We start from the raw sequence: 25,881 nt of genomic DNA, 5'->3' as shown, positions 1-25,881 counted from the left end.
TACCTTTACCCAAGAAAAGAAGTGTCTTTTTAAATGACAAAATTTCAGGTTGTTCCAAAAGGAATGATTTTTGTTACAATATAGTACATTTTTAGAACATATTTTATGAGTGACAATTTTTCTCCAAGAGTTAAAAGAATTTTTACATATAGTAAAGATGAGGCTATCCGTTTGGGGCAGTCAACAGTAGGAACAGAACACTTTGTATTGGCTATGCTTCACGAAGGTGAGGGTAGGGCGTTCGAGGTTTTACTTAGTTTGAAAACAGATATGGACAGGCTAAGGCAAAATATCCACGCACTAACTTCTGCTCGGGGGCTTAATCCACCAAATCATAATGCTATTCATTTTACCGTTCAGGCAGAAAGAGCTATGCAGGCGACTTATTTGGAGGCTAAACGGGCTCAAAATGATGTAATTAACACAGGACATCTTTTATTGAGCATTTTGCGTAATGAAAACGACCCAACTACGAAAGTATTTAATAAACTTGGGGTTGATTATGAATTGGTTAAATCTAAGTTTCAACCTATTAGTGACGACAAATTCTTCAACGCAACTAATGATTTTGATGATGAAGAAAGAGAAGAAAAAAGTGCTTATGAACGTGGAAAAGGTCAAACTTCTGAATCAAGTAGTAGCACTCAAAAAGGAACGCGTAAGTTAACTGTACTTGATAACTTTGGGCGAGATTTAACTTTGTTGGCGGAACAAGGAAAATTGGATCCTGTTGTAGGAAGGGAAAAGGAAATCGAACGAGTTTCTCAAATTTTGAGTCGTAGAAAGAAAAATAATCCGTTGCTGATAGGAGAGCCAGGAGTTGGTAAAAGTGCAATTGCAGAAGGACTTGCTCTTCGAATTATTCAGAAAAAAGTATCACGCGTATTGTACAACAAACGTGTAGTTACACTTGATTTGGCTTCGCTTGTTGCTGGAACCAAGTATCGTGGTCAGTTTGAGGAACGTATGAAAGCGATAATGAATGAATTAGAGAAAAATGATGATATTATTCTATTCATTGATGAAATTCATACAATTGTTGGGGCTGGTGGAGCTACAGGTAGTTTAGATGCGTCAAATATGTTTAAACCAGCCTTGGCAAGAGGTGAAATACAATGTATTGGTGCGACTACTTTAGATGAATATCGCCAATCTATCGAAAAAGATGGAGCTTTGGAAAGGCGTTTTCAAAAAGTTATTGTAGAACCAACATCAATTGAAGAAACTATTGAGATTCTTCATAATATAAAGAAAAAGTATGAAGACCACCATAGTGTGACCTATACTGATGAAGCTATTGAGGCTTGTGTTAAATTAACAAGTCGTTATTTAACAGATCGTTTTTTACCAGATAAGGCATTAGATGCATTAGATGAGGCGGGGTCACGCATACATATAACACAGATGAAAGTTCCGAAGGAGATTTTGGAATTAGAATCTGAATTAGAGCGTGTTATAAAATCAAAGGGAGATGCTGTTTCACGTCAGCAGTTTGAGGAGGCAGCCCGTTTGCGTGATGATGAAAAGAAAATAGAACAAAATTTGGCTGAACTTCACAGAAAATGGGAAGAAGATGCAAAACTACACAGAGATGTGGTAACAGAAGAGCATATTGCAGATGTAGTTTCAATGATGAGTGGTATTCCTGTGAACCGAATTGCTCAAACTGAAATGAATAAACTATCAACACTTTCTGATACCATAAGAGGAAAAATTATTGGTCAAGATATTGCAGTTGAGAAAGTTATAAAAGCGATTAAACGTAATCGTACTGGATTAAAAGACCCTAACAAGCCAATAGGCTCGTTTATTTTCTTGGGACAAACAGGAGTTGGAAAAACTCAATTAGCAAAAGTTTTAGCTCGAGAACTATTTGATTCAGAGGAAGCTATGATTCGTATTGATATGAGCGAATATATGGAGAAATTTTCAACTACGCGACTTATTGGAGCTCCTCCAGGTTATGTGGGATATGAAGAAGGCGGGCAACTTACTGAAAAAGTACGTCGTAAGCCATATTCTGTAATTTTGCTCGATGAGATAGAAAAGGCTCATCCCGATGTGTTTAATATGTTGTTACAAGTGCTTGATGATGGCTTTTTAACTGATAGTTTAGGACGTAAAGTAGATTTCAGGAATAGCATCATTATTATGACTTCTAATGTTGGAGCAAGACAAATAAAAGACTTTGGACAAGGAATTGGCTTTGGTACATCTGCCAAAATGGCACAATCTGATGCTCACGAAAAGTCAGTGATTGAAAACGCACTCAAAAAAGTATTTGCTCCCGAATTTTTGAACCGTATTGATGACGTAATTACATTTAATCCGCTAAGCAAAGAGGATATAATTAAAATAATTGATATTGAGCTTAATAAGTTATATTCCAGAATTAAAGATTTAGGATATTCAATTGAATTAAGTGAAAAAGCAAGAGACTTTGTCGCAGAAAAAGGTTATGATAAGCAGTATGGAGCAAGACCTTTAAAACGAGCAATTCAGAGATATGTTGAAGACCTTTTAGCTGAAGAAATAGTTTCATCACATATCAAAGAGGGGGATAATATCTATTTTGATGTAAATGCTGAAGGAGATAATTTGGTAGTATCAATAAAATCAATTATTTAGTTTTAATACATTAAGCTGAAAGAGCAGGAGATTAGTTATTTACTTTGCTCTTTCGGCTTTTATATTCACATCTAATTTTTAGTTTTGGTAATGAGATTTTTAAAAATAATATTTCTTATTTTTGTCATACTTTTCACATCTTGTGCAGAGCGTTATAGCACACGAAAACGTACTGTGAAGATGGAGGAAAAACAGGAGGTTTCTAAAAATAAGAGAAATCAGGTTGCAGAAGTGTCACATAAAAAAGATAAGAAAGTAAATAGAAATCATCAGGAAAAAACTGAGAAACATATTACAGAAAAAACGAATTCTGCTAGTGTAAAAAAAGAAAATCCTTCTGCTTATACAACAAATGAGCAACAACAATTAGTGCTTGATACGGCATTGTCCTATTTAGGAAGTCCTTACAAATACGGAGGAACTACGCGAAGCGGGTTTGATTGTTCAGGATTTGTATCCGCTTCTTTCAAACCTTTAGAAGTTTCTCTACATCGTTCTTCTCACGAAATGGCAAACCAAGGAAAAAATGTCGATTTGAAAAACGTTCAAATTGGTGATTTGCTGTTTTTTGTGACAGGAAAGAATAAAAGAATTTCTCACGTTGGCATTGTGGTAGAAACAGGAAATGAAATAAAATTCATACATTCTTCAACATCAAGGGGAGTAATTATATCCTCATTAAGTGAGGGTTATTGGTCTAAAGCATACCGAAAAGCTAAAAGAATTCTTATGTGAAATTTGTAAATACGGCAATATTAACTATACTCTCGGGAATTGTAATTGGAATTGCAGTTTCAGGTCTCTTTCGTGTAGGTTTACAAACTATTTTAGTTTCTTGTTTATTTCTAATAACAACATTATCAGTACACTATTTTCTTTCTTTAAAGAATATAAAACTAAAAAGACTTTTTACATTTCATACTTTTTTAGCGTCTTTTTTTATAGGAATCTTAGTCGCATCACTACATAATCCCACCTTAAAATCAAATCATTACGTAAATTTGCTGAAAGAGAATGAGTTCTATTTATTACAGGTCAGAATTTTAGAAAAAGTTTCAGAATCTGACTTTGGATTTACGTATAAAGCAAAATTAGTTTCAGCTGACAATGAACAAGTAGGAGGGAAGTTACTTGTTTTCTTTCCAAGGAATTCATCAGAAATAATTGATTTTCAGAGAGATGATTTTCTTACATTGTCTGCAAAATTAACTTCAATTTCTGCTCCTAAAAACCCTTATCAATTTGACTATAAAAGCTATATGCAACGACAAGATGTTTTTTATAGAGCAAATGTATTCTCGTATAAGGTTTATAATGAGTTGAAAGGGAATTCGATACGAGGATTTGCTGAAAAAACACGAATGAAGATGTTTTCAGTGCTTGATTCAAATTTTTCAAAGGAAACAGCTTCTTTACTAAAAACATTGCTTTTAGGAGAACGTAAAGAATTAGACGAAAATACATACAAAAACTACATTGATGCAGGGGCTGTACATATTTTGGCTATTTCAGGTCTTCACGTTGGGATTATCACTGCAATGTTGCTATTTTTATTACAAAAGTTACCAAATTTTGGAATTTGGAAAAAGCTACGTTTTGTTTTATTGTTATTTTTTCTTTGGAGCTTTGCCTTCTTAGCAGGGTTGTCACCTTCAGTATTACGAGCCGTTACAATGTTCAGTTTCATTGGAGTAGCTCTTATGTTGAATCGCCAACAAGGACGCTTTGATGCCTTAATGTTCTCAATGCTATTATTGCTATTAATTAATCCAAATTATTTGTATGAAGTTGGTTTTCAGTTAAGTTATTTAGCTGTTTTTTCGATACTGATGTTTTATCCCCATTTGGAAAAATTGTGGCAACCTAAAATACGAATTTTAAAAGGTATTTGGTCTTTGTTTTTGGTTGGTATTTCGGCTCAAATTGTCATACTTCCAATAAGTTTGTATTATTTTCATCAGTTTCCTTTTTTGTTTTTTATTTCTAATTTACTACTTGTACCACTTTTATCGCCAATTCTTGTTTTAGGTTTTCTGGCTTTAATACTTGGTTCTTTTAATGTTTTGCCTTCTTTTTTAAGTTTTATTCTTGAAAAAATTATCTATTTAATGAATTTCTTTACAAAAATCATTGCTTCACAGGAAGAATTCATTGTTCGAAATATATATTTTGATAATAAATTGCTGATTGTTTCATTATTAATAGTTTTTACTTTAATTTTTTGGATAAATAAACGTAATTTTAAATCAATAATAGCTTTATTATCTTCTATTTTGCTTTTTCAAGGTGTATTATTTTACAATAAGTATAAAATTGGAAATACAGAGAATTTAACTATCTTTCATTTACATAGAAAAAGTTTATTTTCTGTTAGAAATGGAAAACAACTTTTTGTTTTTCAGAATGATAGCGTAAAATCAAATCGGATTATTGATAATTATATAACGTCTTCAGGAGTTTTAAATGTCAGTATACAAAAAATCCCTCATATAATTCAATATCAGGGAAATGTAATTTTATGTTTGGATAGTTTAGCGGTCTATCCAAAATCTAAAAAAATAAAAGTAGATAAAATAATTGTGACACAATCTCCTAAAATAAATTTTGAACGTATGTTGTTGGAAATCAAACCTAAAATAGTGATTGCTGACGGAAGCAATTTTCCAAATACAATCAAACAATTACAAACAAAATGTAATGAACTTGGAGTTTTATTTCACGTAACTTTGGAAAAAGGAGCTTATGTAGAATGAGTTACAAACCATATTTATCCACCAAATAAATCAGACTCGCCATAGCTGCAGCTCCAAGCTCCAATTCTCGTTTATTCACTGCTTCAAAAATATCATTTTCAGAGTGATGATAATCAAAATAACGTTGTGAATTTGTGTACAAACCTGCTAAAACATTATTTTCACTTTGTAAAAAAATGATGTCAAGTCCAGGAAAACCTTTTTTGAAATAATATATTTGATAAGGCTCAAACAAACTTTTCCACGAATTTATCTTCTGTATTTTCTTTTCATTCCCTTGTAAGCTGAATCCCAAAAGGTGTAAATCCTCCTGCATCTGATTCCAAAGCAAATATTTGGTTTTCTTTTTTCTTTTTCGATTCTTCTGCATATTTGATAGCTCCCTGTGCACCATTTTCTTCGTTAGCAAAAAAAACAATACGGATTGTTCGTTTTGGTTTGTAATTCAAGGCTTTAAAAATACGAATAACTTCCAGACATTGTGCCACTCCAGCACCATCATCGTGAGCTCCTTGTCCTATATCCCAAGAATCAAGATGAGCTCCTAAAGAGATAATTTCATCAGGAAAATCAGAACCTCGAATTTCAGCAATTACATTATTTGATTGTACATCATTGAAAATTTTACAATTTTGCCTGAAGAAAAATTGTAATTCAGGATTTAAACTCAGTAAACTACTAAGCAAATCTGCTCCATTTGTACTGATGGCAGCTGCTGGAATATGTCTACTTTTGGGTAAATCCTCGTATGACATAACTCCTGTGTGTGGAGAATTATCTAATTTGTGCGTTAAAGAACGAATAATAACTGCTACTGCTCCCTTATTTACAGCAATTCTCGCTCCTGAGTAACGTTGAGCTCCACGAACTCCGTAAGATTCTGAGACATCAATCATTTCGTTAGGTAAAGAGCCATTGATAAAAACTATCTTTCCAACTACTTTGTTAATATCAGCTTTTTCAAGTTCCTCCAAGCTTTTAAATTCAACAACTTGTGCTTTAATTCCAGAAGCAGGAGTTGCAACAGAACCGCCCAGAGCTAAGATAGGAACTGTTGTGATTTTTCCTTTACTTGTTTCAATATAAGCATATTCTGAAATTCCTCTTACCCAATGAGGAACCATCACAGGTTGAAGATTCGCTTTAATATTTAAATTATTAATTTCTGCTTCCAGAAATCGAATCATTTTCTTTTCGCCATAAGAGCCTGAAAGTCTGGCACCAACATTGTAACAAATTTGATGTAACCAATCATACGCTTTCCCTTCTGTCAGAGCTTGGTTGTAAATGTTTCTTAAAAAGACTGAATCTTTTTCATTTTGAGCATCTATCTTATTGAAAGTGTTTAAAAAAACACAAATAATAATTATAATTTTATTTTTCATAAAATGATTGTAATTTTATAAAATCAACTTTTTAGTAGTTCTTCTTTATATTTTTCAATATTTGCCTCGTTACCTATCTCAGGATATTTTATATTATCATAATTTTTCAACCTGTTCCATAATATTTTTGCCACCAATAGTCGTGCAATTTTTTTATTATCTGCAGGAATTACGTACCAAGGAGCTGATTTTGAATATGTCTCATTAATTGCTTCTTCGTAGAATTTTTGATATTCGTCCCAAAGTTTCCGCTCATTCAAATCCTCTTTTGAAAATTTCCAGTTTTTGGAAGAGTTGTTCAGGCGTTCTAATAGTCTTTGTTTTTGTTCTTCTTTTGAGATATTTAAAAAGAATTTGAAGATAATTGTTCCATTTTCTGAGAGATTTTTTTCAAATTTTCTGATTTGTTTAAATCGTCTTTTCCAAAAATGCTCGTCAATATCTTCAATTTTCGTTATTTTTGGAAGGTTTTCGTTTAAAATATATTCTGGATGTACACGAGTTACAATTACATTTTCATAGTGTGTGCGATTGAAAATTCCAAATTTTCCGCGTTCAGGCAATGCTATATAGTGTCTCCACAAATAATCGTGTTCTAATTCCTTTTTTGAAGGAGATTTAAAACTATGAACTTCAATTCCTTGGCTATTAAATCCTTTAAAAACATTTTTGATTAAACTGTCTTTCCCAGAAGTGTCCATTCCTTGTATGCAAATTAAAACACTGTATTTGTTATGTGCATAGAGAACGTCCTGAAAATCTGCAAGTTTTTTACTAACTTCTTTAAGTTCAGATTTTAATTCTTCTTCATTGAGAGAAAAATCTTCATAGGTAGGTAGTTCTGGTAGGTTAATTTTTTCTTTTACTCTATATTTTTTAAGGTTTATTTTTGCCATAGAAGTAATTTTCTGGTTACTCTGCAAAAGTAAAGGATTTTATCAGGAAAAACAAACTATTAGAGACATTGGAAATGTTGGCTAAAAATAAATATTAGAAGTGGAGATATTAATCATTTTTTTATTATCTTTGTCGCTTCACAAATAAAAAAATAATGTATGAGAAATATCTTAACTCTTTTATTTTCATTTGTATTTGTAGCATTAAATGCTCAAATATATGACCCTGTGAAGTGGGAAACCAAAGTTGAAAAAGTAAGTGATAATGAGTTTTACTTAGTCTCAACTGCTACAATTCAGAAGGGGTGGAAGTTGTACTCGCAGAACATTCCACCTAATGGACCTGTTCCTACTACATTTGAGTACAAATCAGGTTCTGATTTTCAGCTTGTAGGAAAAACAGAAGAAGAGGGAACTGTTGTTAAGCACGATGCTGTTTTTGATATGGAAATAGGTTTTTTCTATGAAAAAGCGGTTTTTAAACAACGAATAAAAACATCAAAAAAGCTAACAAACATCACAGGAAGTGTTGAATTTATGGTTTGTGATGACACCAATTGTCTTCCACCTGATACAGTTGATTTAGAGTTTGTTTTCTCGAACGCTACTGCTGTAACTTCTTCACAAAATTTAGGACAACAAGCTGGATTAATGAATTCTGAAGGAAATACTCAGGTACAATCAGCAATTCCTACAAGCATAGAAAAATCAGAATCTGCTAAAAAAGTAGAAACTAAATCTGGTAAAAGTGATACAAATCAAGGAGTTGGAAATAAAGGTTTGTGGAGTATTTTCATTATTTCATTTCTGTCAGGATTTGCAGCATTACTGACACCTTGTGTTTTCCCAATGATACCTATGACGGTGAGTTATTTCACAAAACAAAGTAAGTCAAAAGCGAAAGGTATCAAAAACGCAGTAATTTATGGTATTTCGATTATCGTAATTTACGTGTTGTTAGGAGTTGTTGTAACTGGAATTTTTGGAGCAGATGCATTGAATGCTTTGGCAAGTAGTGTTTTGTTTAACATTATTTTCTTTATCATTTTAATTTTCTTTGCTGCTTCATTTTTAGGAGCTTTTGAACTGACTTTACCAAGTTCTTGGAGTACGAAGATAGATGCTCAAGCAGATCGTAGTGGGTTTGTTGGTATCTTTTTTATGGCTTTAGCTTTGGCAGTAGTATCCTTTTCTTGTACAGGTCCTATTGTGGGGACATTACTTGTTGAAGCCGCTCAAAAAGGAGGTATTGCACCAATTATAGGAATGTTCGGTTTTTCATTGGCTATCGCATTGCCTTTCGCTCTTTTTGCTGCTTTTCCAGGTTGGTTAAACACGTTACCAAAATCGGGAGGTTGGCTCAATACAGTTAAAGTAGTTTTAGGATTTTTAGAGTTGGCTTTAGCGTTCAAATTCCTTTCAAATGCAGATTTAGCAGTGACAGGACATTGGTTTGAAAGAGAATTATTTATAGCTGTTTGGATTGCTGTTTTTGGAACCTTGGCCTTGTATTTGTTTGGAAAGATTCGTTTACCACACGATTCGCCAATAGACAAAATTTCAGTAGGAAGACTAAGTTTAGGATTGCTATCTTTAACATTTACAGTATATATGATTCCAGGACTTTGGGGAGCTCCTTTAAATTTGATTAGTGCTTTCCCTCCGCCTCAGCATTATAGCGAATCGCCTTATGGAGTAGGTTATAAAAAGGGTGTGACAAGCACTCAGGAAGCTACCCTTCCTGAAGGAGCGTATTTCTTTGCTCCTCACGACATTATAACGTTTGATGACTATGATAAGGGACTTGCTTACGCTAAGCAAGTAAACAAACCTGTTTTGATAGATTTTACTGGAAAAACTTGTGTTAATTGTCGAAAAATGGAAGAAAATGTATGGACAGAACCTCACGTTCTTGAGATTTTGAAAAATGAGGTTATCTTAGTTTCTCTTTATGTAGATGATAAGCGTTTGCTTCCTGAGAATCAAGTTGTTGATTCTCAACTTAAACCAGGTAAAAAATTGAAATATGTTGGACAAAAATGGAGTGAATTCCAAACAATTCGATATAAAGCTAATTCACAGCCGTTCTACGTTTTAATGAATCACGATGAAACTAATTTAGTAGAACCAGTAGGTTATACACCTGATACTGAGGAATATTATAATTGGTTAAAATCGGGCTTGGAAGCCTTTAAGAAGTAAAATCTTTTTTAAAATATTCAAAAATGCGACCGCTTTTCCTTAATGATGAGCTGTCGTGTTTTTGTTTCTATTATTCTGAATTTATTATAAAACAAGAGAAAATTAATTTAAACATCATTTTTGAATGAAAGTAAAAACTTACATAGTGCCACTTGTGTTGGGAGGGGTTTTGGCATTAGGGATTCTCTTGGGGAAATTTCTTTCAGATTTTTACGTACAAAAATTACCTCCTCTCGTTCCTTTGCCAATTACTAATATTGATACTATTACAGAGGAAAGCCCGAGTAAGGCAAAATTGGGTAAACTTATAGACTATATTGAAGATGAATACGTTGATGATATTGATACGGATAGTATTGTAGATATAACTGTAAATGGAATTCTTCACAAGTTAGATCCACATTCTACGTACATATCAAAATCAAATATTCAGGAAATTACTGAGAATATGAGTGGTAAGTTTGTTGGTGTGGGAGTTTCTTTTTATATGTATAAAGATTCAATTGCTGTAATAAAGTCCATTGATGGAAGTGATGCTTTTGAAAAAGGTATTTCGTTAGGTGATCGCATTTTAAAATCTGACGAAGACACTCTTTTCGGTAAAGGATTTTCAGCTGATAAAATTAGAACTATCCTCAGAGGGGAAATAAATTCTCAAACAAATTTGACTGTTTATAGGAAAGCTGTAGATAGTCTTTTTACAATTCCCATAACTCGAAAATACATTCCAATAAAAAGCATTGACCGCTATTATAAAATTAATGATAGCTTAGGATATATCCGAATGAATCGTTTTGCCGAGACTACACATCAGGAGTTTACATCAGCCTTAAAAGAGCTTGGAGAAATTAATAGCTTAATTTTAGATTTGAGAGATAATACTGGCGGATTTTTTAATGTAGGGATTCAGATTGCTGATGAATTTTTGCAGAAAGATAAAATGATTGTTTTTACGAAAAATAATCGTAAAGAAATTGAAGAAATTTATTCAACTGAGGGAGGTTTATTTGATGATAAGTCTGTTTTTGTATTGGTAAATGAGCAAACTGCTTCAGCAAGTGAAATTGTTGCAGGGGCGTTGCAGGATAATGATAGGGGAGTGATTGTTGGTCGTCGTACTTTTGGTAAAGGTTTGGTACAGAGTGAAATGCCCTTGCCTGATGGTTCGGCTGTACGTTTGACTACAGCTCGTTATTATACACCTACAGGTCGTTCAATTCAAAAACCTTATAACCTCAGAAATAAGAGAAGTACTCAGATAGATAACACAAAAGTAGCTGATTCTTTGAAGTTTATAACTCCTAGAGGTAAGATTGTTTATGGTGGTGGAGGAATTTATCCAGATGTTTACATACCGATGGATATGAAGCCAGATATGTATATGGTACACGAAATATTGAATTCTGGATTAACAAATTTCTTCTTGTTTGAGTATTTTGATACTCATCCTGAGGAAAATAAAAAGACAGATAAAGAATATTTTGTAAAAAAATATAAAATTTCGAAAGAAATGTTGAATGCTTTTTCAAAGTTTCTCTCGGCACGAAAAATATTCATTGATTTCAGAAGGAATAAAGATGAAATTTCAAAATATTTGAAGGCAAGTTTGGCTGAAATGTGGTATGATGATAATATTGCAGGTATGATTCAGAATCAGGGAGATTTTTATATTGAAAAATGCTTGTATTATTATAAAGGTGGCGAAGCTCCTCCAGAACCAGCTAAAAAGGCTGTAAAAAAGAAAAAAATAAAGAAGCGTAACACCCAAAAATAAAAAAGGAATTCTTGAGAATTCCTTTTTTATTTTACGAATTTCTTTTGGAAACAAATATAAAGTCTAATATTTTGTTTTTTAATTTATTGAGAAAAGAAACTGTTAGATAGTATCCTTCTATCAAAAAACTTTTACATTCATCTTTTATTATTCTGTATTTATCAACAGCGAAAGGTTTCCACTGATTGTATTTAAAAGATAACCAAATGTTTACTAGAATAAAAAGTAAAGCTCCAATTGCTACAACATACGGATTTAAACTATGGTGAAAGTATTGATATAAACCAAATCCTGTAAAACTTCCGTATAAAATAATGTAATGTATGATGTAGATGGACAAGGTATTTTGCCCGATAGTCCGTATTGTTGAAGACATAATTACATCACGAAGTAACATAAATACTGAAAAAACCAATAGGACATTTCCTAATCGATTAAAAATAGTGTTTTCTGAAATCAGAAAAGCTAATTGTGAGTTCGTGATATTGTAAAGCCAATAGAAAAAAGGTTGAGAACCAAACGATAAAATCAATCCAAATATGATTGAAAAGGTAATTGCATAACTATACACGTGTTTATTGTCCTTGAATATACTAAACAAAACTCCAATAAAGGCTCCAAAAGCAGCGTATCCAAACCAAGGGAAAATAGTAAATACAGAACCATTTGCTTGTGTAAAATAATTTGCCAAGAAAACTGGTAAAAAATCGTAGTTTTGAACTGAATAAATAGGAAGTAGTAAAAACGACAAAAGAGCAAAACCTATCAAAATTAAAGGCATCACATAAGGCTTTTTCTTGTACGAAAATAAATATATCGCAATCAAAAGAAGCAAAGATAGCCCAATACAGTGAAGAACATCAATCATATAGGAATTTGGATATATTTTCCCTTTGAACAAACTCCAAAAATGTATCCTCAGTAGGTAAGCGGTAATAATTAATGTTATTCCTCGTCGAATTCCCTTGATAACTCGTAAATGGTTCCAACCAGTTTTTCCTGCGGTTTTTTCTTTCGCCAGAAGATACATAAAAATAAAACCAGAAACAGTAAAAAAGATAGGAGCTGTTAAACCTCTGAAAAATAACCATATAAAATATATTGGGTATTCAGAAGTTCTATATTCATTTGCTAATAATCCATCTACAAAATGCCCCTGCAACATCATACAAATGGCAAAGGCTCTCATCACATCAATAAAGTAAAGCCTAAAAATAGGGTTTTTCATAAATCTTTATTTTAAGGGGCAAAGGTAGAAAAATTAATCCATTGGGTAGATAATACTGAGGAAATTATTTTAATTTTAACATAATAAAATCGTAGTAAAAGAAACTTTTAAAATTGTATTATTCTTTTTAAAATGTCATTTTTGGTTTTCATAAGAGAAATTTTATTTAAAAAATGGCTTTTATTTTTGTCATCTAACCAAAAAATTGTACTTTTGTTACCAACTTCAGCCCTTTAGATGTAAGGTGCTTAAAATCTTATTTTTAGATTTGTTGTTAGATTTTTTAGATAGTATAATTTTAAATTTTTTATAGTATAAATGGCACACAATATTAAACCAGGCGTAGCTGTTGGAAAACAAGTACAGGAGATTTTTCAATACGCCAAACAAAAAGGATTTGCTTTACCAGCTGTAAATGTTGTTAGTTCAAACACAATTAATTCTGTAATGGAAACTGCCAAAGAAATGAATGCACCTGTTATCATTCAATTTTCGAATGGAGGGGCTTGTTTTATGGCAGGAAAAGGACTTTCAAATGAAAATCAACGTGCTGCTATTGCAGGGGCAGTGTCAGGAGCAAAACACGTTCATCAATTAGCTGAACTTTACGGAGTTAGTGTAATTCTTCATACTGACCATTGTGCAAAAAAATTACTTCCTTGGATTGATGGTTTGCTAGATGCATCAGAAAAACATTTTGCTGAAACAGGAAAACCTTTGTTTAGCTCACATATGATTGACCTTTCAGAAGAACCACTAAAAGAGAATATCGAAATTTGCAAAAAATATTTGGAAAGAATGAGCAAAATGGGTATGACTCTTGAAATTGAATTGGGAATTACTGGAGGAGAGGAAGATGGAGTTGACAATACAGATGTTGATTCTTCTAAACTTTATACTCAACCAGAGGAAGTTGCTTATGCGTATGAGGAATTATTGAAAGTAAGCCCTCAGTTTACTATCGCAGCTGCTTTCGGTAATGTTCACGGAGTTTATAAACCTGGAAATGTGAAACTTACTCCAAAAATTTTGAAAAATTCACAGGAGTACATATCTAAAAATTATAACGTTCCTGAAAATACAGTAGATTTCGTTTTCCACGGAGGTTCTGGTTCTACTCTTGAGGAAATTCGTGAGGCAATTTCGTATGGTGTTATCAAAATGAATATTGATACCGATTTGCAGTATGCGTTCACAGAAGGAATTCGTGACTATATGAAAGAAAAATCAGCTTATTTGCAATCACAAATCGGAAATCCAGAAGGAGCTGATGTTCCAAACAAAAAATATTATGACCCTCGTGTTTGGTTGAGAGAAGGAGAAAAAACTTTCATCGCTCGACTTAAAAAAGCTTTCGAGGATTTGAACAATGTCAATACTTTATAGTAAGATATTTTTTGGATTAAAATAGATTTTGAAAAAAGAGTAAGAAATAAAAAGTTCTTACTCTTTTTCTTTTTCGGAATTAATTTGATAAAAACGTTTCATAACGTCATCAATGCTCCGAACAGATTTTTTTGTCCAATCAATTCGGATTGCCATTTTTTCTTCTTCTGTAAGTTGCCAAGAAACATCTGATTTTCTGAGTTTTTCTGTGAGTTGTTGCAAGATGATAGCAGCACAAACCGAGATGTTTAGGCTTTCGGTGAAGCCCACCATCGGAATTTTCAAAAATGTATCAGCTTGATTTAATACTAATTCTGATAATCCGTCTTTTTCTGTACCAAAAAAGAAAGCACTTTTCTTTGAAATATCAAAATCGGCTAAGAAATAAGCATCTTTATGAGGTGTTGTCGCCACAATTTGATAACCTTTTTCACGAAGCGTATCCATACAATGTTGTGTATTATCGTATCGGAATGTATCCACCCATTTTTGAGCTCCCATTGCGATTTTGGCATCTAAACGTTTTCCAAAGCGTTGCTCAATCAAGTGAGCTTGTTGCACACCGAACACATCACAACTTCGGATAACAGCACTCGTATTATGCATCTGGAAAACATCTTCTACAGCTACCGTAAAATGCTTGGTTCGATATTCGAGAATTTCTGAAAATCGTTTTTTTCGCTCTTCTGTGATGAAATTTTCTAAATATGGTAGCAAAATATGTTCATCTTTCATTATAAATTCATTTTTTTAATACTTTTTTAAATGCTATTTCGTAGAAAATATATCCCAATATTCCTCCCAAAACAAATCCTGTAATGACATCTCCTGGGAAGTGAACTCCTAAATAAATTCGACTATATCCTACTAAAAATGACCAAGATAGCAATACAAAAGATAACCATTTTATTCTTTGGTGGAAAAGCAAACTGAAAAACGTAGCCACTGCCATTGAACTTGCTGCGTGTGCCGAAAAATAGCCGTACTTTCCTCCACAGATTACGTGACGCATTTGTGAAATCAGAGTTTCGTCGTGGCACGGACGCAATCTTTCAAAACCATATTTAAAAAGATTTGCTAACTGGTCAGTTGCAACAATCATTAAAGCCACACAGAGCAAAATCACAAGCGTTTTTCTCCATTTTAAAAATTTCAAACAAAAAAAGAGTAACGAAATATATAGAGGCAACGCAGAAAATTTATGACTTACGAAAAGCCAAAATCCGTCCCAACGCTCTGAACCTAAGCCATTAAGATAAAGGAGAAGTTCTTTGTCTTTTTCAATGATGAATTCAAACATAACGAATTACCCTTCGTATCGATCTATTTCTCGTTCGTAAAACTCATTGGCTTGTTGAATGAGGTTTTCTGCTTCTGTTTCAAGTTCTTTAGTGTCTTCTTCGTCAAATTCTTCCAACCATTCCACCTCATCAGTTTCTAAATTTAGTACAAAACGTGGATATTCCGTATGGATTACGAAAATAGCATCGGGGAAGTCTGTATTATCTCCCAGCAAAAATTTAGGAAAATTACTCATCTGTATTCTTAATTACGTGATTTAACAAATATTTTACGCAAATTTATATGAATAGAACTTAGTAAGCAAATTTTGTCAAAGAAAATTAGATAAATGCAAAAGCTTTCATTTTTTTATTATATCTTTGTTTCCCTGAAATATTAGCATCTAATTTGGAGATATGAGTAAAATAGAATCTTTTAAAGAAACCATAACCAATGGATATATTTACAAAGGAGATTACATCACTTTAGGTGGAGCTATGTATGAAGGGCAACCTATTGAGAATGTTTTAGTTAATCTTCCTTTGAAAACGCTAAATCGGCACGGACTTATAGCTGGTGCTACGGGTACAGGAAAGACTAAGACGCTGCAAGTAATTGCAGAGAATTTATCCAAAAACGGAGTTCCAGTACTTTTAATGGATTTAAAAGGTGATTTGAGTGGTTTGGCAGAAATGGGCGAAGAAAAATCATTCATTACAGAACGTCATAAAAAAATAGGTGTTCCTTATGCTCCACAAGGATTTCCAGTGGAGTTGCTTACTATTTCAGAACAAAAAGGAGTGAGAATGAGAGCCACAGTTTCCGAATTTGGTTCTGTATTGCTTTCTCGTATTCTGGATTTGAGCGATGTACAGGAAGGCGTGTTGGCGATAATCTTCAAATATTGTGATGATAATGGTTATCCTTTGTTGGATTTGAAAGATTTGAAGAAAATATTACAATTTGCTACTGAAGAAGGCAAAGCAGAATTTGAAAAGGAATACGGAGCAATAGCAAAAACTTCGACAAGTGCAATTTTGAGAAAAATTGTTGAATTGGAACATCAAGGAGCAGAATTATTTTTTGGAGAAATAAGTTTTGAACCTTCTGATTTACTGAGAACAAATAGTAAAGGGGAAGGATATGTAAACATCATTCGCTTAACGGATATTCAAGACCGCCCAAAGATGTTTTCTACCTTTATGTTAAGTCTGTTAGCTGAAATTTATTCTACATTTCCTGAAGAGGGGGACTTACAGAAACCAAAATTAGTTATTTTCATTGATGAGGCTCATTTAATTTTTAATGAAGCGTCAAAAACATTGCTAAATCAGTTGGAAAATATTGTAAAACTCATTCGTTCCAAAGGTGTTGGGCTTATTTTCTGCACACAAAATCCAACGGATGTCCCCGATGCTGTCCTTTCACAATTGGGAATGAAAGTACAACACGCCCTTAGAGCTTTTACAGCGAAGGATAGAAAAGCCATCAAACTCACAGCCGAAAATTACCCTGTTTCAGAATTTTATGATACAGCAGAAGTATTGACATCTTTGGGAACAGGAGAGGCTTTTGTGACTGTTTTGAATGAAAAAGGAATTCCTACTCCGCTGGTAGCTACAATGTTAAGAGCTCCAATGAGCCGAATGGATATCCTTTCTGATGCTGAAATAAATACTCTTGTAAATCGTTCTGAGTTAGCAAGAAAATACAACGAAGTAATAGACAGAGAGAGTGCCTACGAATTGCTCAATAAGAAAATTTCTGAAATTCAGAATCAGCAGGTTAAAGAAAAGGAAGAGGAGAAGCAACAAAAACAAACCAAATCGCAAAAAACAACAAAACAAAGTACAGCTCAAAATCCTATATTAAAGATGGTTACGAGTGCGACTTTTATTCGTGGGGTTTTTGGTGTTTTGAACAAAGTAATGAAAAAATAATGATTTTTTTTAATAAATTAATTATAAAAATGAATAAATACATTGTACTAATACTAATTCTGTTTGTAGCCATTGCGTGTAATAAAACAGATAATAAATTCCTGATAACTAAAGATAATATTGGGATTTTACACAAAAATACACCTATTCAAAAATTAGACTCTATCTATGTAAAGGATTCTCTGGTAAACACTACTTTTGAGGGGGAACTTCGTTATGCCAGTATGGAACGCATTATCATTTTTGAAAAAGGTGGGAAAGAACTGATAGAAATTACACCTGCTGTTAATTCTGATAATCAAAAGGTTGTAGAAAGTGTGTTGATTTTAGATTCACGTTTTACAACAGAGAAAGGAATTTCACTATCAAGTACTTATAAAGATGTTAAAGAAAAATATCCTAACTTTGAAATTGAACAAACGCTGAAAAGTGTATTGATAACTCCTACAGACGAAAATTTCTATTTTACTTTTGATAAGTCAGCTTTGAAGAGCAATAATTTTGGGCTTTCTTCCGAAATTACAAAAAATGACATAGAGGATACCGCAAAATTATCACGAATTACTATAAATTGGGATTTGTAGAAACATTGTAAAATTATCTGATGGAAAGAAAACAAAAATTGTCATTGAGCATAATAGGAGGAGGGAATGTGGCTTTCCATTTGATGAAAGTTTTTTATAATAATGATAAAATTGAGGTGAAGCAACTTTGTAATAGGAGTTACTTCACTTCTCATTTTGAGCAATTTGAAGTTGAAAAAATTACAAATGTTTCATTATTAAAACCTGTTGACATTTGTATAATTGCAGTGAAAGATTCAGCTATTTTTGAGATATCTGAAAGTTTACCTCTTTTAGGAAGTTTGGTAGTTCATACCTCAGGAAATACTGATATTAATGCTTTGACCGACAAAAATAGAAAAGGAGTTTTTTACCCATTACAATCTTTTTCTAAAGATGTAGCAATTGATTTCCAACAAGTTCCTATATGTATAGAAGCTAATAATTTATCAGATTTGAATGTACTACAAACATTAGCCAGGTCTATCTCAAGTAAAGTTTATAAAATAAATAGTTTTCAAAGAAAAATTTTGCATATTTCTGCAGTAATAATGAATAATTTTACAAATCATTTAATAGGAATCAGTAAGGAAATATGTCAGGAAAATGAAATTCCTTTTGAAATCTTGGCTCCTTTACTTACGGAAACTTTTGAGAAAATTCAGAAAATGGAACCCTTTGATGCTCAAACAGGTCCAGCAAGGCGTAATGATCTTCAAACTATTGAAAATCATTTAGCTTTATTAAATGGAAATCGAAAAGAAATTTATAAAACAATAACAAATTCAATATTAGAAACTTATGGAAACAAAAAGCTATAAAGAGTATCTAAAAAATATCACAACTTTTGTATTTGACATAGATGGAGTACTAACAAACGCTCAAGTTTTAGTAACAAACGAAGGGGAATTACTACGAAGTATGAGTGTTAAGGATGGTTTTGTGATGAAATTTGCGTTGGATAAAGGGTATAATATGTGCATTATCACTGGAGGAAATAATCAAGGAGCTAAAAAAAGACTTGAAGATTTAGGAATTAGTGATATTTTTATGAAAAGACATCAAAAATTAGATACTTTTTTGGAATATCAACAATCAAAAGGACTAAAAACAGAAGAAATTTTATATATGGGAGATGATATATTGGATATTCCACCAATGAAACATTCTGGATTGGCAACTTGTCCGCAGGACGCAGCTCCAGAAGTAAAGGCGGTAGCAAACTATATTTCTCATTTGAAGGGTGGGGAAGGTTGTGTTCGTGATGTTATTACTCAAGTCTTAAAAGTGCGTGGTGACTGGGAATTTTAAATAAATTATATAAATAGCAGAGATAGTTTTTCTGTTAAAAGGTAGACTCAAATTTTCTTTCATAGGAGAGAAGATTTGAGTTTTTTTAATCTTATAAAGTTCTTATTTAAAATATAAAAAACTGGTAATAAGTATTTTAATTTACCTTATTTCTATAATTACTTTAATTAATGATTACTCCTAAAATTTAGAATCCAAAATAAACGATATTTACTAATATAAATTATTGAAAACGAGATTTTTAATATGAAAAAGGTTTTATATTTCATAGTTAAATGACAGAATGACATATATTATTAAAATGTTAATAGTTTTAAATTTTTAGTTTAAAAAAACACAATCAAATAGTTAATAAACAATATTTTACATCATTAATTTAATATATCTTGTTGAAGTGTTATTTAGAAAACAATCATAGATTAAAAAATTTCATAGTTTGAAAAATAATTTTTACTTTTGAAATAGATTTTTGAAGTAATTTGAAGAATGAGCAGAAGTATTTCTCAAAAGCGTAAAAAGAAAAAATTGAATCGAATTAATAAGATGGAGTTACCTCCAGGAACGTTATTATATTTTGGTGAAAAGGAAAAAGCAATTGACATTGATGTAGTTTCATATAAAGATTCATTTTTTCATTCAGGAAAAGTAAATTCTGTTACGGAAGCTTTATCTTTTATTTCTGCTCAAAATCGTACTTGGATAAATATCAATGGATTAAATAATATTGATGAGATAAAACGAGTAGGAGAGTTTACAAATTTACACAGTTTACTTTTGGAAGATATCCTTGACACAGAGCATCGTCCTAAAAGTGAAATCCTTGATAATAATTTATTGATTATTATCAAAATGATATATTTCGGAAAGGATAAACAGATTATTTCAGAACATCTGGCACTAATTTTAGGTGAAAGATATATTATAAGTTTTCAAGAAGTAGAGGGGCAAGATGTGTTTGGGTCATTAAGAAAAAGATTGATAACAAATGTAAATAATATTCGAGAAAAAGATATAGACTATCTTCTTTTTGGGCTTTTAGATGCAGTAATTGATAACTATTTTTTGGTTTTGGATAAAATTGGAAGCAAAATTGAGGATATAGAAGATGAAATCATAAATAATCCTGATGAAAAAATAATTTTAGAAATACAGAGTTTGAAAAAAAATGCAATTTTTCTTCAAAAATCAATTGTTCCAGTTAGAGAAATAACGAGCAAACTAGAAAAAATTAATCATCATTTAATTACAGCTGACACAAAGCATTATTTTCGTGATTTACACGATCATACTATTCAAATTGTAGAAACTCTAGGTACATATCGTGATATCCTATGGGGATTAACAGATACTTATATGGGAGCTATGAGCAACAAAATGAATAATATAATGCGATTACTCACTTTAATATCAACAATATTTATTCCCTTAACATTTATTGTAGGAGTTTATGGTATGAACTTTGATTTTATGCCTGAACTTAGGTATAAATGGTCATACTTTATCGTTTGGGGAATAATGATTTTACTATCTTTCTTGATGATATCATATTTTAAAAGAAAGAAATGGCTTTAGTTTACAATTGTAAAAAATAAAATTATTTATTTTCAAATATTTGAAAACTATTATCGTCGTAGAAAAAAATAATTTTTTTTACTTTTTTATCAGGCTTTGGGATACTACTTATGACTTCGATAGGATTATTTAGTTCTTTTTTTTCTGTAACATTTCTATTTTCGTCAAATAAATTTGTCTGAGATGAATTCCTTTCTGAATTAGGTAAATGAGCCTGAGATATAGGGAATTTTCCTTTTCCTTGTGTAATCCAGTATATATCAACTTCAGGAAATTTAGAAACCAATCGAAGAATAAAATCCAAACTAGGTTTGTTTCTCTCTGAAAGTAAATGAGAAATACTTGAACGCTGAATTTCGAGAGTATCAGCAAAAGCTGAAGCACTTAATCCGTAATAATCCATTACTTTTTGAAGCCTTTTTGTGAAATCAGATGAATTTACCATTGTAAATAGAAATTAAGCAGAAGTAATAAAATACAAATGTAAAAATAAAATTATAAAAATAAAAATTTTATGTGAAAATTTAATGATGAAACTATAAAGATAAGATTACAAAACTAAACTTTTATGGAATATAGTCTATTTAAAGAGAAAAGAATATCAGGTAGATATATTAATTTCAAAATGATTTTACCTATTCTACAAAATTATAATATTCAAAATAAAATAATATTAGGAAAATCAGTTAATGACAAACCTATTTATTTGTATCAGATTGGAAATGGTGATAAGAAAATATTAATGTGGTCTCAAATGCACGGAAATGAATCAACAACAACAAAATCATTATTAGACACATTAAATTATTTTACAAAAGTAAATAACGATTATTTACAAAAGTTATCTATATTTTTTATACCAATTCTAAATTCTGACGGAGCTGAAGTATATACACGTGTAAATGCTAATAAAGTAGATTTGAATCGTGATGCATTTGAATTATCTCAACCTGAAAGTAAATGTCTTAGAAAAGCATTTGAACTTGTTAAGCCTGATTTTTGTTTTAATTTACACGATCAAAGAACTATTTTCTCGGCAGGAAAGACGAAAAATCCAGCAACAATATCGTTTTTGGCTCCTTCATATAACGAAAATAGAGATATTAATATCGTACGCAGGAAAAGTATGGAAGTCATTTCTGTTATGAATGAAATGTTACAAAAATACATACCTAATCAAATAGGACGTTTTGATGATAGTTTTAATATAAATTGTATTGGAGATTATTTTACAAGTGTAAACATATCGACTATTTTGTTTGAAGCAGGACATTATCAGTCAGATTATCTCCGAGAAGAAACCAGAAAGTATGTTTGCTTTGCTATGATTGAAGGACTTAAATATATTGCTGACAATGATGTTTCTGGTAGTGAATATGAACCATATTTTGAAATTCCTGAAAATGATAAATTATTTTTTGATGTATTATTGCGAGATGACTTTTATCAAAATACAATTGATATAGGCATTTTATTTAAAGAAACTTTAAAAAATAATACAATTTATTTTGAACCTTATATTTCTCAAATTGGGAATTTGAAAAATTATTATGGTCATAAAGAGTATAGATTATCGGAAATTTTTATAAATAAGATAGATAAAAAAGATATAGAAAAACAATTAGATTTAAAAAAATTTGAACCTAAATTTGTATAAAAATAATTTTTTACAAAAAAAAAATGAATTTATTTTGAATATATTGAAAAAATGATTTACTTTGCATTCGTAATTAATGAATAATACGATGGGAAGATTTAGGTTAGATGAGATTGATCATCAAATTTTGGATATGCTAATAGAAAATACACGTACTCCTTTTACTGATATTGCCAAGAAATTAGATATATCTGCTGGTACGGTTCACGTTCGTGTTCGTAAAATGGAGGAGTCAGGAATTATAAAAGGCTCAACTTTAACCATTGATTATGAAAAACTTGGATATACATTTGTAGCTTATGTAGGAGTTTTTCTTGAAAAAAACCATCAGACTCAATTTGTTTTGGAACGTTTGGCAAATATTCCTTATGTAACTGTTGCTCACATAACTACAGGTAAATATAACATCTTTTGTAAAATTCGAGCAAAAGATACAAAACACGCAAAGGAAATTATTTATATGATTGATGATATTCAGGGAGTTGCGCGTACAGAAAGTATGATTTCTTTGGAGGAAACCATCAATGACAAAAAACGTTTGATGCGAACTGTTTTCAAAGAATTATAATTTTTTAAGATGAAATAGATAATAGTAAAATCCTCCCAAATTTTTTGAGAGGATTTTTTATGTTTTAAAAATAATCAAATTCGTATGCCAAGAAAAACAAAATTAGAACGATTTAACGAAAATGTATTAAGCAAATACCAAATTTATAATGGTATTTTGATGACGCTTCCTTATGAAGAGGTTTTGGAAACGGGAACGTTGTTGCCTCTTTTTAGTGAAATGTGTAACAAAGGGTATGAGGAGAATTCCTCTCCAGTTGAAATAGTTAATAATTTTTTTAATAAATATTTAGAAAATCCAACTGAAAAACAAAAAAATGATTTATTGTTTCGTTTCATTCAATATATTGAACGTCAGGTAGTTTTATTTGATGCGATAGAAGATGCCAGTTTTGCTATTGTAAACAATTTAGATGGGCTTGGTTCCCTCCGAAATGTTCGTGAAAAGGCTGAGTCTCAGGAAAAAACAGAACAATTAAAAGCATATCTGAGTTATGCAAAAGTGCGTCCTGTACTTACAGCACACCCAACTCAGTTTTATCCAGGAGCGGTTTTAGCAATTATTAATGATTTATCTGAAGCAATCAAAAAAGATGATATATTACTCATTAAGAATCTTTTAGCACAATTAGGAAAGACCCCTTTCTTCAAGAAAGAAAAACCAACTCCGTATGATGAAGCCGTAAATTTGATATGGTATTTAGAGAATGTATTTTATCACTCTGTTGGAACAATTTACAAATATATATATCATAACATATTTAAAGACAAACGTATAGATAATGAAATCATTGAACTTGGATTTTGGCCTGGTGGTGATCGAGATGGGAATCCGTTTGTTACAGCAGAAATAACGCGTAAGGTAGCAGAACGCCTCAGAAGGTCTGTTATTCGGAATTACTATAAAGATTTACGCAATATCAAAAGGAGATTAACTTTCCCAGAAGTAGAATCTTTAGTTAGCGAATTGGAAATTAAATTATACAATTTGAGTTTTCTGCAAAAAGATGATTCTATTCTGTTAGATGAATTTATTGAAAAGTTGATAAACATTAAACAGATTTTAATAGAGAGATATCAATCATTATTTGTTGAAAAGGTTGATGATTTATTACATAAAATACAAATCTTTGGATTTCATTTCGCAACACTTGACATTCGACAAGATTCACGAGTACATCATTCCGTAATAAAAGATATATCAAGAACTCTGAAAGGGAAAATATTACCTGAAAATTATGGAGAATTATCTGATAAAGAGCAATATGAGTGTTTAGTAAATGTAAAAGGAATTCTGAATTCAGGTGATTTTTCTGATGAACTTACTAAACAAACGATTGAAAGCATTTACGCTATAAAAGAAATTCAAAAGTTTAACGGCGAACGTGGAGCAAATCGTTACATTATTAGCAATAATCAAAGTTCATTAAATGTGCTTGAAGTACTGACAATGATTCGTTTATGCGATTGGAAAAATCCAAGTATTGATATTATTCCTCTTTTTGAGACTATTAACGATTTGTCTGTTGCTGAACGTGTTATGCAGGAACTATATACGAATCCAACTTATAAAGATCATTTGAAGAATCGTAATAATATACAAATCATTATGTTAGGTTTTTCTGATGGAACAAAAGATGGCGGATATTTAATGGCAAATTGGAGTATCTATCAAGCTAAAGAGCGTTTAACAGAAGTCTCTAGAAATAACGGGGTTAAGGTTATTTTCTTTGACGGAAGGGGAGGACCTCCTGCACGTGGTGGGGGAAAAGCACATCAATTTTATGCATCTTTAGGCAATACTATTGAGGCTGAACAAATTCAGTTAACAATTCAGGGTCAAACGATTAGCTCTAATTTTGGAACTTTGGAATCTTCTCAATATAACTTGGAGCAGTTACTTAGTGCGGGGATTAACAATAAAGTTTTTAATGATAATAAAAATACATTACTTACTGAAGAAGACAAAAAAGTTATTTCCGAACTAGCTCAAATTAGCTATGAAAGTTATACTAATTTCAAAAATCATCCAATGTTTATTCCTTATTTAGAGCGAGTTAGCACGTTAAAATATTATGCTAAAACAAATATTGGAAGTCGTCCTAGTAAGCGCTCACAATCAGAAGGATTGAATTTCAGTGATTTAAGAGCAATTCCTTTTGTTGGAAGTTGGAGTCAGTTAAAACAAAACGTACCAGGTTTTTACGGAGTGGGAACCGCTTTAAAATATCTTGAAGAAAAAGGAAATTTTGATAAAGCTATTTATTTGTATAAGAACTCATTATTTTTCAGAGCGTTACTTGAAAATAGTATGATGAGTTTGACAAAATCAAATTTTAAATTAACACAATATATGCAAAATGATGCTGAATTTGGAGAATTTTGGACGTTAATTTATGAAGAATTTGAGCTGACAAAAAAAATGTTATTGAAACTGACAGGTTATTCAGAATTAATGGAAAATCATCAAAGCGGAAAAGCATCTATAGAGATTCGTGAAAAAATGGTTTTACCATTATTAACAATTCAACAATATGCATTACAAAAAATTAAAAACGAAACTTTTGATAGTGAATTAGTAAATATTTATGAAAAAATGGTAATGCGTTCGATGTTTGGTAACATTAATGCTAGTCGAAATTCAGCATAAAAATAATAAAAAAATAAAGAAAGGTTTAATAATTTAACCGTTAAATCTTTCTTTTATAAAATATTATTTTTGTATCATAATTTATATT

At 31.3% G+C, this 25,881-nt stretch carries 22 protein-coding genes; 14 read left to right on the top strand and 8 right to left on the bottom strand.

Annotated features, from left to right (window positions below):
* Positions 1-105: 105 nt before the first annotated feature.
* From YW9_RS0105180 to YW9_RS0105170, 3 genes are all read left to right on the top strand, one after another.
* Positions 106-2,628, top strand: a complete 2,523-nt coding sequence (locus YW9_RS0105180) for an ATP-dependent Clp protease ATP-binding subunit (protein ID WP_018279131.1) — start codon at positions 106-108, stop codon at positions 2,626-2,628.
* 180 nt (positions 2,629-2,808) lie between these two features.
* Positions 2,809-3,363 (top strand): C40 family peptidase, encoded by a 555-nt coding sequence (locus YW9_RS0105175; protein ID WP_231550854.1) that lies wholly within the window; start codon positions 2,809-2,811, stop codon positions 3,361-3,363.
* Positions 3,360-5,381 carry a ComEC/Rec2 family competence protein gene (locus YW9_RS0105170; protein WP_018279129.1) on the top strand — a complete coding sequence of 674 codons (2,022 nt, stop codon included), beginning with the start codon at positions 3,360-3,362 and terminating at the stop codon, positions 5,379-5,381. Before YW9_RS0105175 ends, YW9_RS0105170 begins: the two co-directional genes overlap by 4 nt.
* 1 nt (position 5,382) lies before the next feature.
* Here YW9_RS0105170 and YW9_RS13845 read toward each other — a convergent pair whose 3' ends face one another.
* From YW9_RS13845 to YW9_RS0105160, 3 genes are read right to left on the bottom strand one after another with little or no spacing between them, the layout of a single operon-like run.
* Complete coding sequence (locus tag YW9_RS13845; protein ID WP_018279128.1) at positions 5,383-5,676, bottom strand: zinc-binding metallopeptidase family protein; 294 nt, start codon at positions 5,674-5,676, stop codon at positions 5,383-5,385.
* Positions 5,651-6,766, bottom strand: coding sequence for a M20/M25/M40 family metallo-hydrolase (locus YW9_RS12570; protein ID WP_018279127.1), 1,116 nt, complete (start codon positions 6,764-6,766; stop codon positions 5,651-5,653). Before YW9_RS12570 ends, YW9_RS13845 begins: the two co-directional genes overlap by 26 nt.
* A 23-nt stretch (positions 6,767-6,789) precedes the next feature.
* A complete protein-coding gene (locus YW9_RS0105160; RefSeq protein ID WP_018279126.1) occupies positions 6,790-7,662 on the bottom strand; it encodes a PPK2 family polyphosphate kinase in 873 nt (290 codons plus the stop codon).
* A 159-nt stretch (positions 7,663-7,821) separates the two neighbouring features.
* Between YW9_RS0105160 and YW9_RS0105155 the strand changes: the two genes are divergently transcribed.
* The gene (locus YW9_RS0105155; RefSeq protein WP_018279125.1) at positions 7,822-9,864 is read left to right on the top strand and encodes a protein-disulfide reductase DsbD family protein; all 2,043 of its coding nucleotides are present in this window, start codon (positions 7,822-7,824) and stop codon (positions 9,862-9,864) included.
* Between the two features lie 124 nt (positions 9,865-9,988).
* Positions 9,989-11,638: a S41 family peptidase gene (locus YW9_RS0105150; RefSeq protein ID WP_018279124.1), complete on the top strand. Its 1,650-nt coding sequence runs from the start codon at positions 9,989-9,991 to the stop codon at positions 11,636-11,638.
* Positions 11,639-11,669: 31 nt separating this feature from the next.
* Here YW9_RS0105150 and YW9_RS0105145 read toward each other — a convergent pair whose 3' ends face one another.
* Entirely contained in the window at positions 11,670-12,866 is a 1,197-nt protein-coding gene (locus YW9_RS0105145; protein ID WP_018279123.1) for a heparan-alpha-glucosaminide N-acetyltransferase domain-containing protein, read from the bottom strand.
* A gap of 318 nt (positions 12,867-13,184) precedes the next feature.
* Between YW9_RS0105145 and fbaA the strand changes: the two genes are divergently transcribed.
* On the top strand, positions 13,185-14,252 hold the full coding sequence (gene fbaA, locus YW9_RS0105140) for a class II fructose-bisphosphate aldolase (protein ID WP_018279122.1): 1,068 nt from the start codon (positions 13,185-13,187) through the stop codon (positions 14,250-14,252).
* Between the two features lie 57 nt (positions 14,253-14,309).
* On the opposite strand, the gene YW9_RS0105135 is transcribed toward fbaA, so the two are convergent.
* From YW9_RS0105135 to YW9_RS0105125, 3 genes are read right to left on the bottom strand one after another with little or no spacing between them, the layout of a single operon-like run.
* On the bottom strand, positions 14,310-14,987 hold the full coding sequence (locus tag YW9_RS0105135) for a TrmH family RNA methyltransferase (RefSeq protein ID WP_018279121.1): 678 nt from the start codon (positions 14,985-14,987) through the stop codon (positions 14,310-14,312).
* A gap of 7 nt (positions 14,988-14,994) precedes the next feature.
* Entirely contained in the window at positions 14,995-15,552 is a 558-nt protein-coding gene (locus YW9_RS0105130; protein ID WP_018279120.1) for a phosphatase PAP2 family protein, read from the bottom strand.
* Between the two features lie 6 nt (positions 15,553-15,558).
* The gene (locus tag YW9_RS0105125) at positions 15,559-15,789 is read right to left on the bottom strand and encodes a hypothetical protein (protein WP_018279119.1); all 231 of its coding nucleotides are present in this window, start codon (positions 15,787-15,789) and stop codon (positions 15,559-15,561) included.
* Between the two features lie 160 nt (positions 15,790-15,949).
* Here YW9_RS0105125 and YW9_RS0105120 point away from each other — a divergent pair, with 160 nt between their 5' ends.
* The 5 genes from YW9_RS0105120 (at position 15,950) to corA (ending at position 20,919) form a co-directional block, all read left to right on the top strand.
* Positions 15,950-17,473: a helicase HerA-like domain-containing protein gene (locus tag YW9_RS0105120; RefSeq protein WP_018279118.1), complete on the top strand. Its 1,524-nt coding sequence runs from the start codon at positions 15,950-15,952 to the stop codon at positions 17,471-17,473.
* Positions 17,474-17,502: 29 nt separating this feature from the next.
* A complete protein-coding gene (locus tag YW9_RS0105115; RefSeq protein ID WP_026193832.1) occupies positions 17,503-18,057 on the top strand; it encodes a hypothetical protein in 555 nt (184 codons plus the stop codon).
* A gap of 20 nt (positions 18,058-18,077) precedes the next feature.
* Entirely contained in the window at positions 18,078-18,857 is a 780-nt protein-coding gene (locus YW9_RS0105110; RefSeq protein WP_018279116.1) for a Rossmann-like and DUF2520 domain-containing protein, read from the top strand.
* Positions 18,838-19,347 (top strand): KdsC family phosphatase, encoded by a 510-nt coding sequence (locus YW9_RS0105105; RefSeq protein WP_018279115.1) that lies wholly within the window; start codon positions 18,838-18,840, stop codon positions 19,345-19,347. The genes YW9_RS0105110 and YW9_RS0105105 overlap by 20 nt, the downstream gene beginning before the upstream one ends.
* A 486-nt stretch (positions 19,348-19,833) precedes the next feature.
* Complete coding sequence (gene corA, locus YW9_RS0105100) at positions 19,834-20,919, top strand: magnesium/cobalt transporter CorA (RefSeq protein ID WP_018279114.1); 1,086 nt, start codon at positions 19,834-19,836, stop codon at positions 20,917-20,919.
* Between the two features lie 22 nt (positions 20,920-20,941).
* On the opposite strand, the gene YW9_RS0105095 is transcribed toward corA, so the two are convergent.
* Positions 20,942-21,364: a helix-turn-helix domain-containing protein gene (locus YW9_RS0105095; RefSeq protein WP_018279113.1), complete on the bottom strand. Its 423-nt coding sequence runs from the start codon at positions 21,362-21,364 to the stop codon at positions 20,942-20,944.
* Between the two features lie 123 nt (positions 21,365-21,487).
* On the opposite strand from YW9_RS0105095, the gene YW9_RS0105090 reads away from it, so the two are divergent.
* The 3 genes from YW9_RS0105090 (at position 21,488) to YW9_RS0105080 (ending at position 25,793) form a co-directional block, all read left to right on the top strand.
* Positions 21,488-22,576, top strand: coding sequence for a M14 family zinc carboxypeptidase (locus tag YW9_RS0105090; protein ID WP_026193831.1), 1,089 nt, complete (start codon positions 21,488-21,490; stop codon positions 22,574-22,576).
* Positions 22,577-22,664: 88 nt separating this feature from the next.
* Positions 22,665-23,144 carry an Lrp/AsnC family transcriptional regulator gene (locus YW9_RS0105085; RefSeq protein WP_018279111.1) on the top strand — a complete coding sequence of 160 codons (480 nt, stop codon included), beginning with the start codon at positions 22,665-22,667 and terminating at the stop codon, positions 23,142-23,144.
* 84 nt (positions 23,145-23,228) lie between these two features.
* Positions 23,229-25,793 (top strand): phosphoenolpyruvate carboxylase, encoded by a 2,565-nt coding sequence (locus YW9_RS0105080; protein WP_018279110.1) that lies wholly within the window; start codon positions 23,229-23,231, stop codon positions 25,791-25,793.
* Positions 25,794-25,881 lie beyond the last annotated feature (88 nt).

It is taken from the genome of Capnocytophaga cynodegmi DSM 19736 (genome assembly GCF_000379185.1).
Lineage (GTDB): Bacteria > Bacteroidota > Bacteroidia > Flavobacteriales > Flavobacteriaceae > Capnocytophaga > Capnocytophaga cynodegmi.
This window is presented reverse-complemented; position numbering and strand designations above follow the sequence as displayed.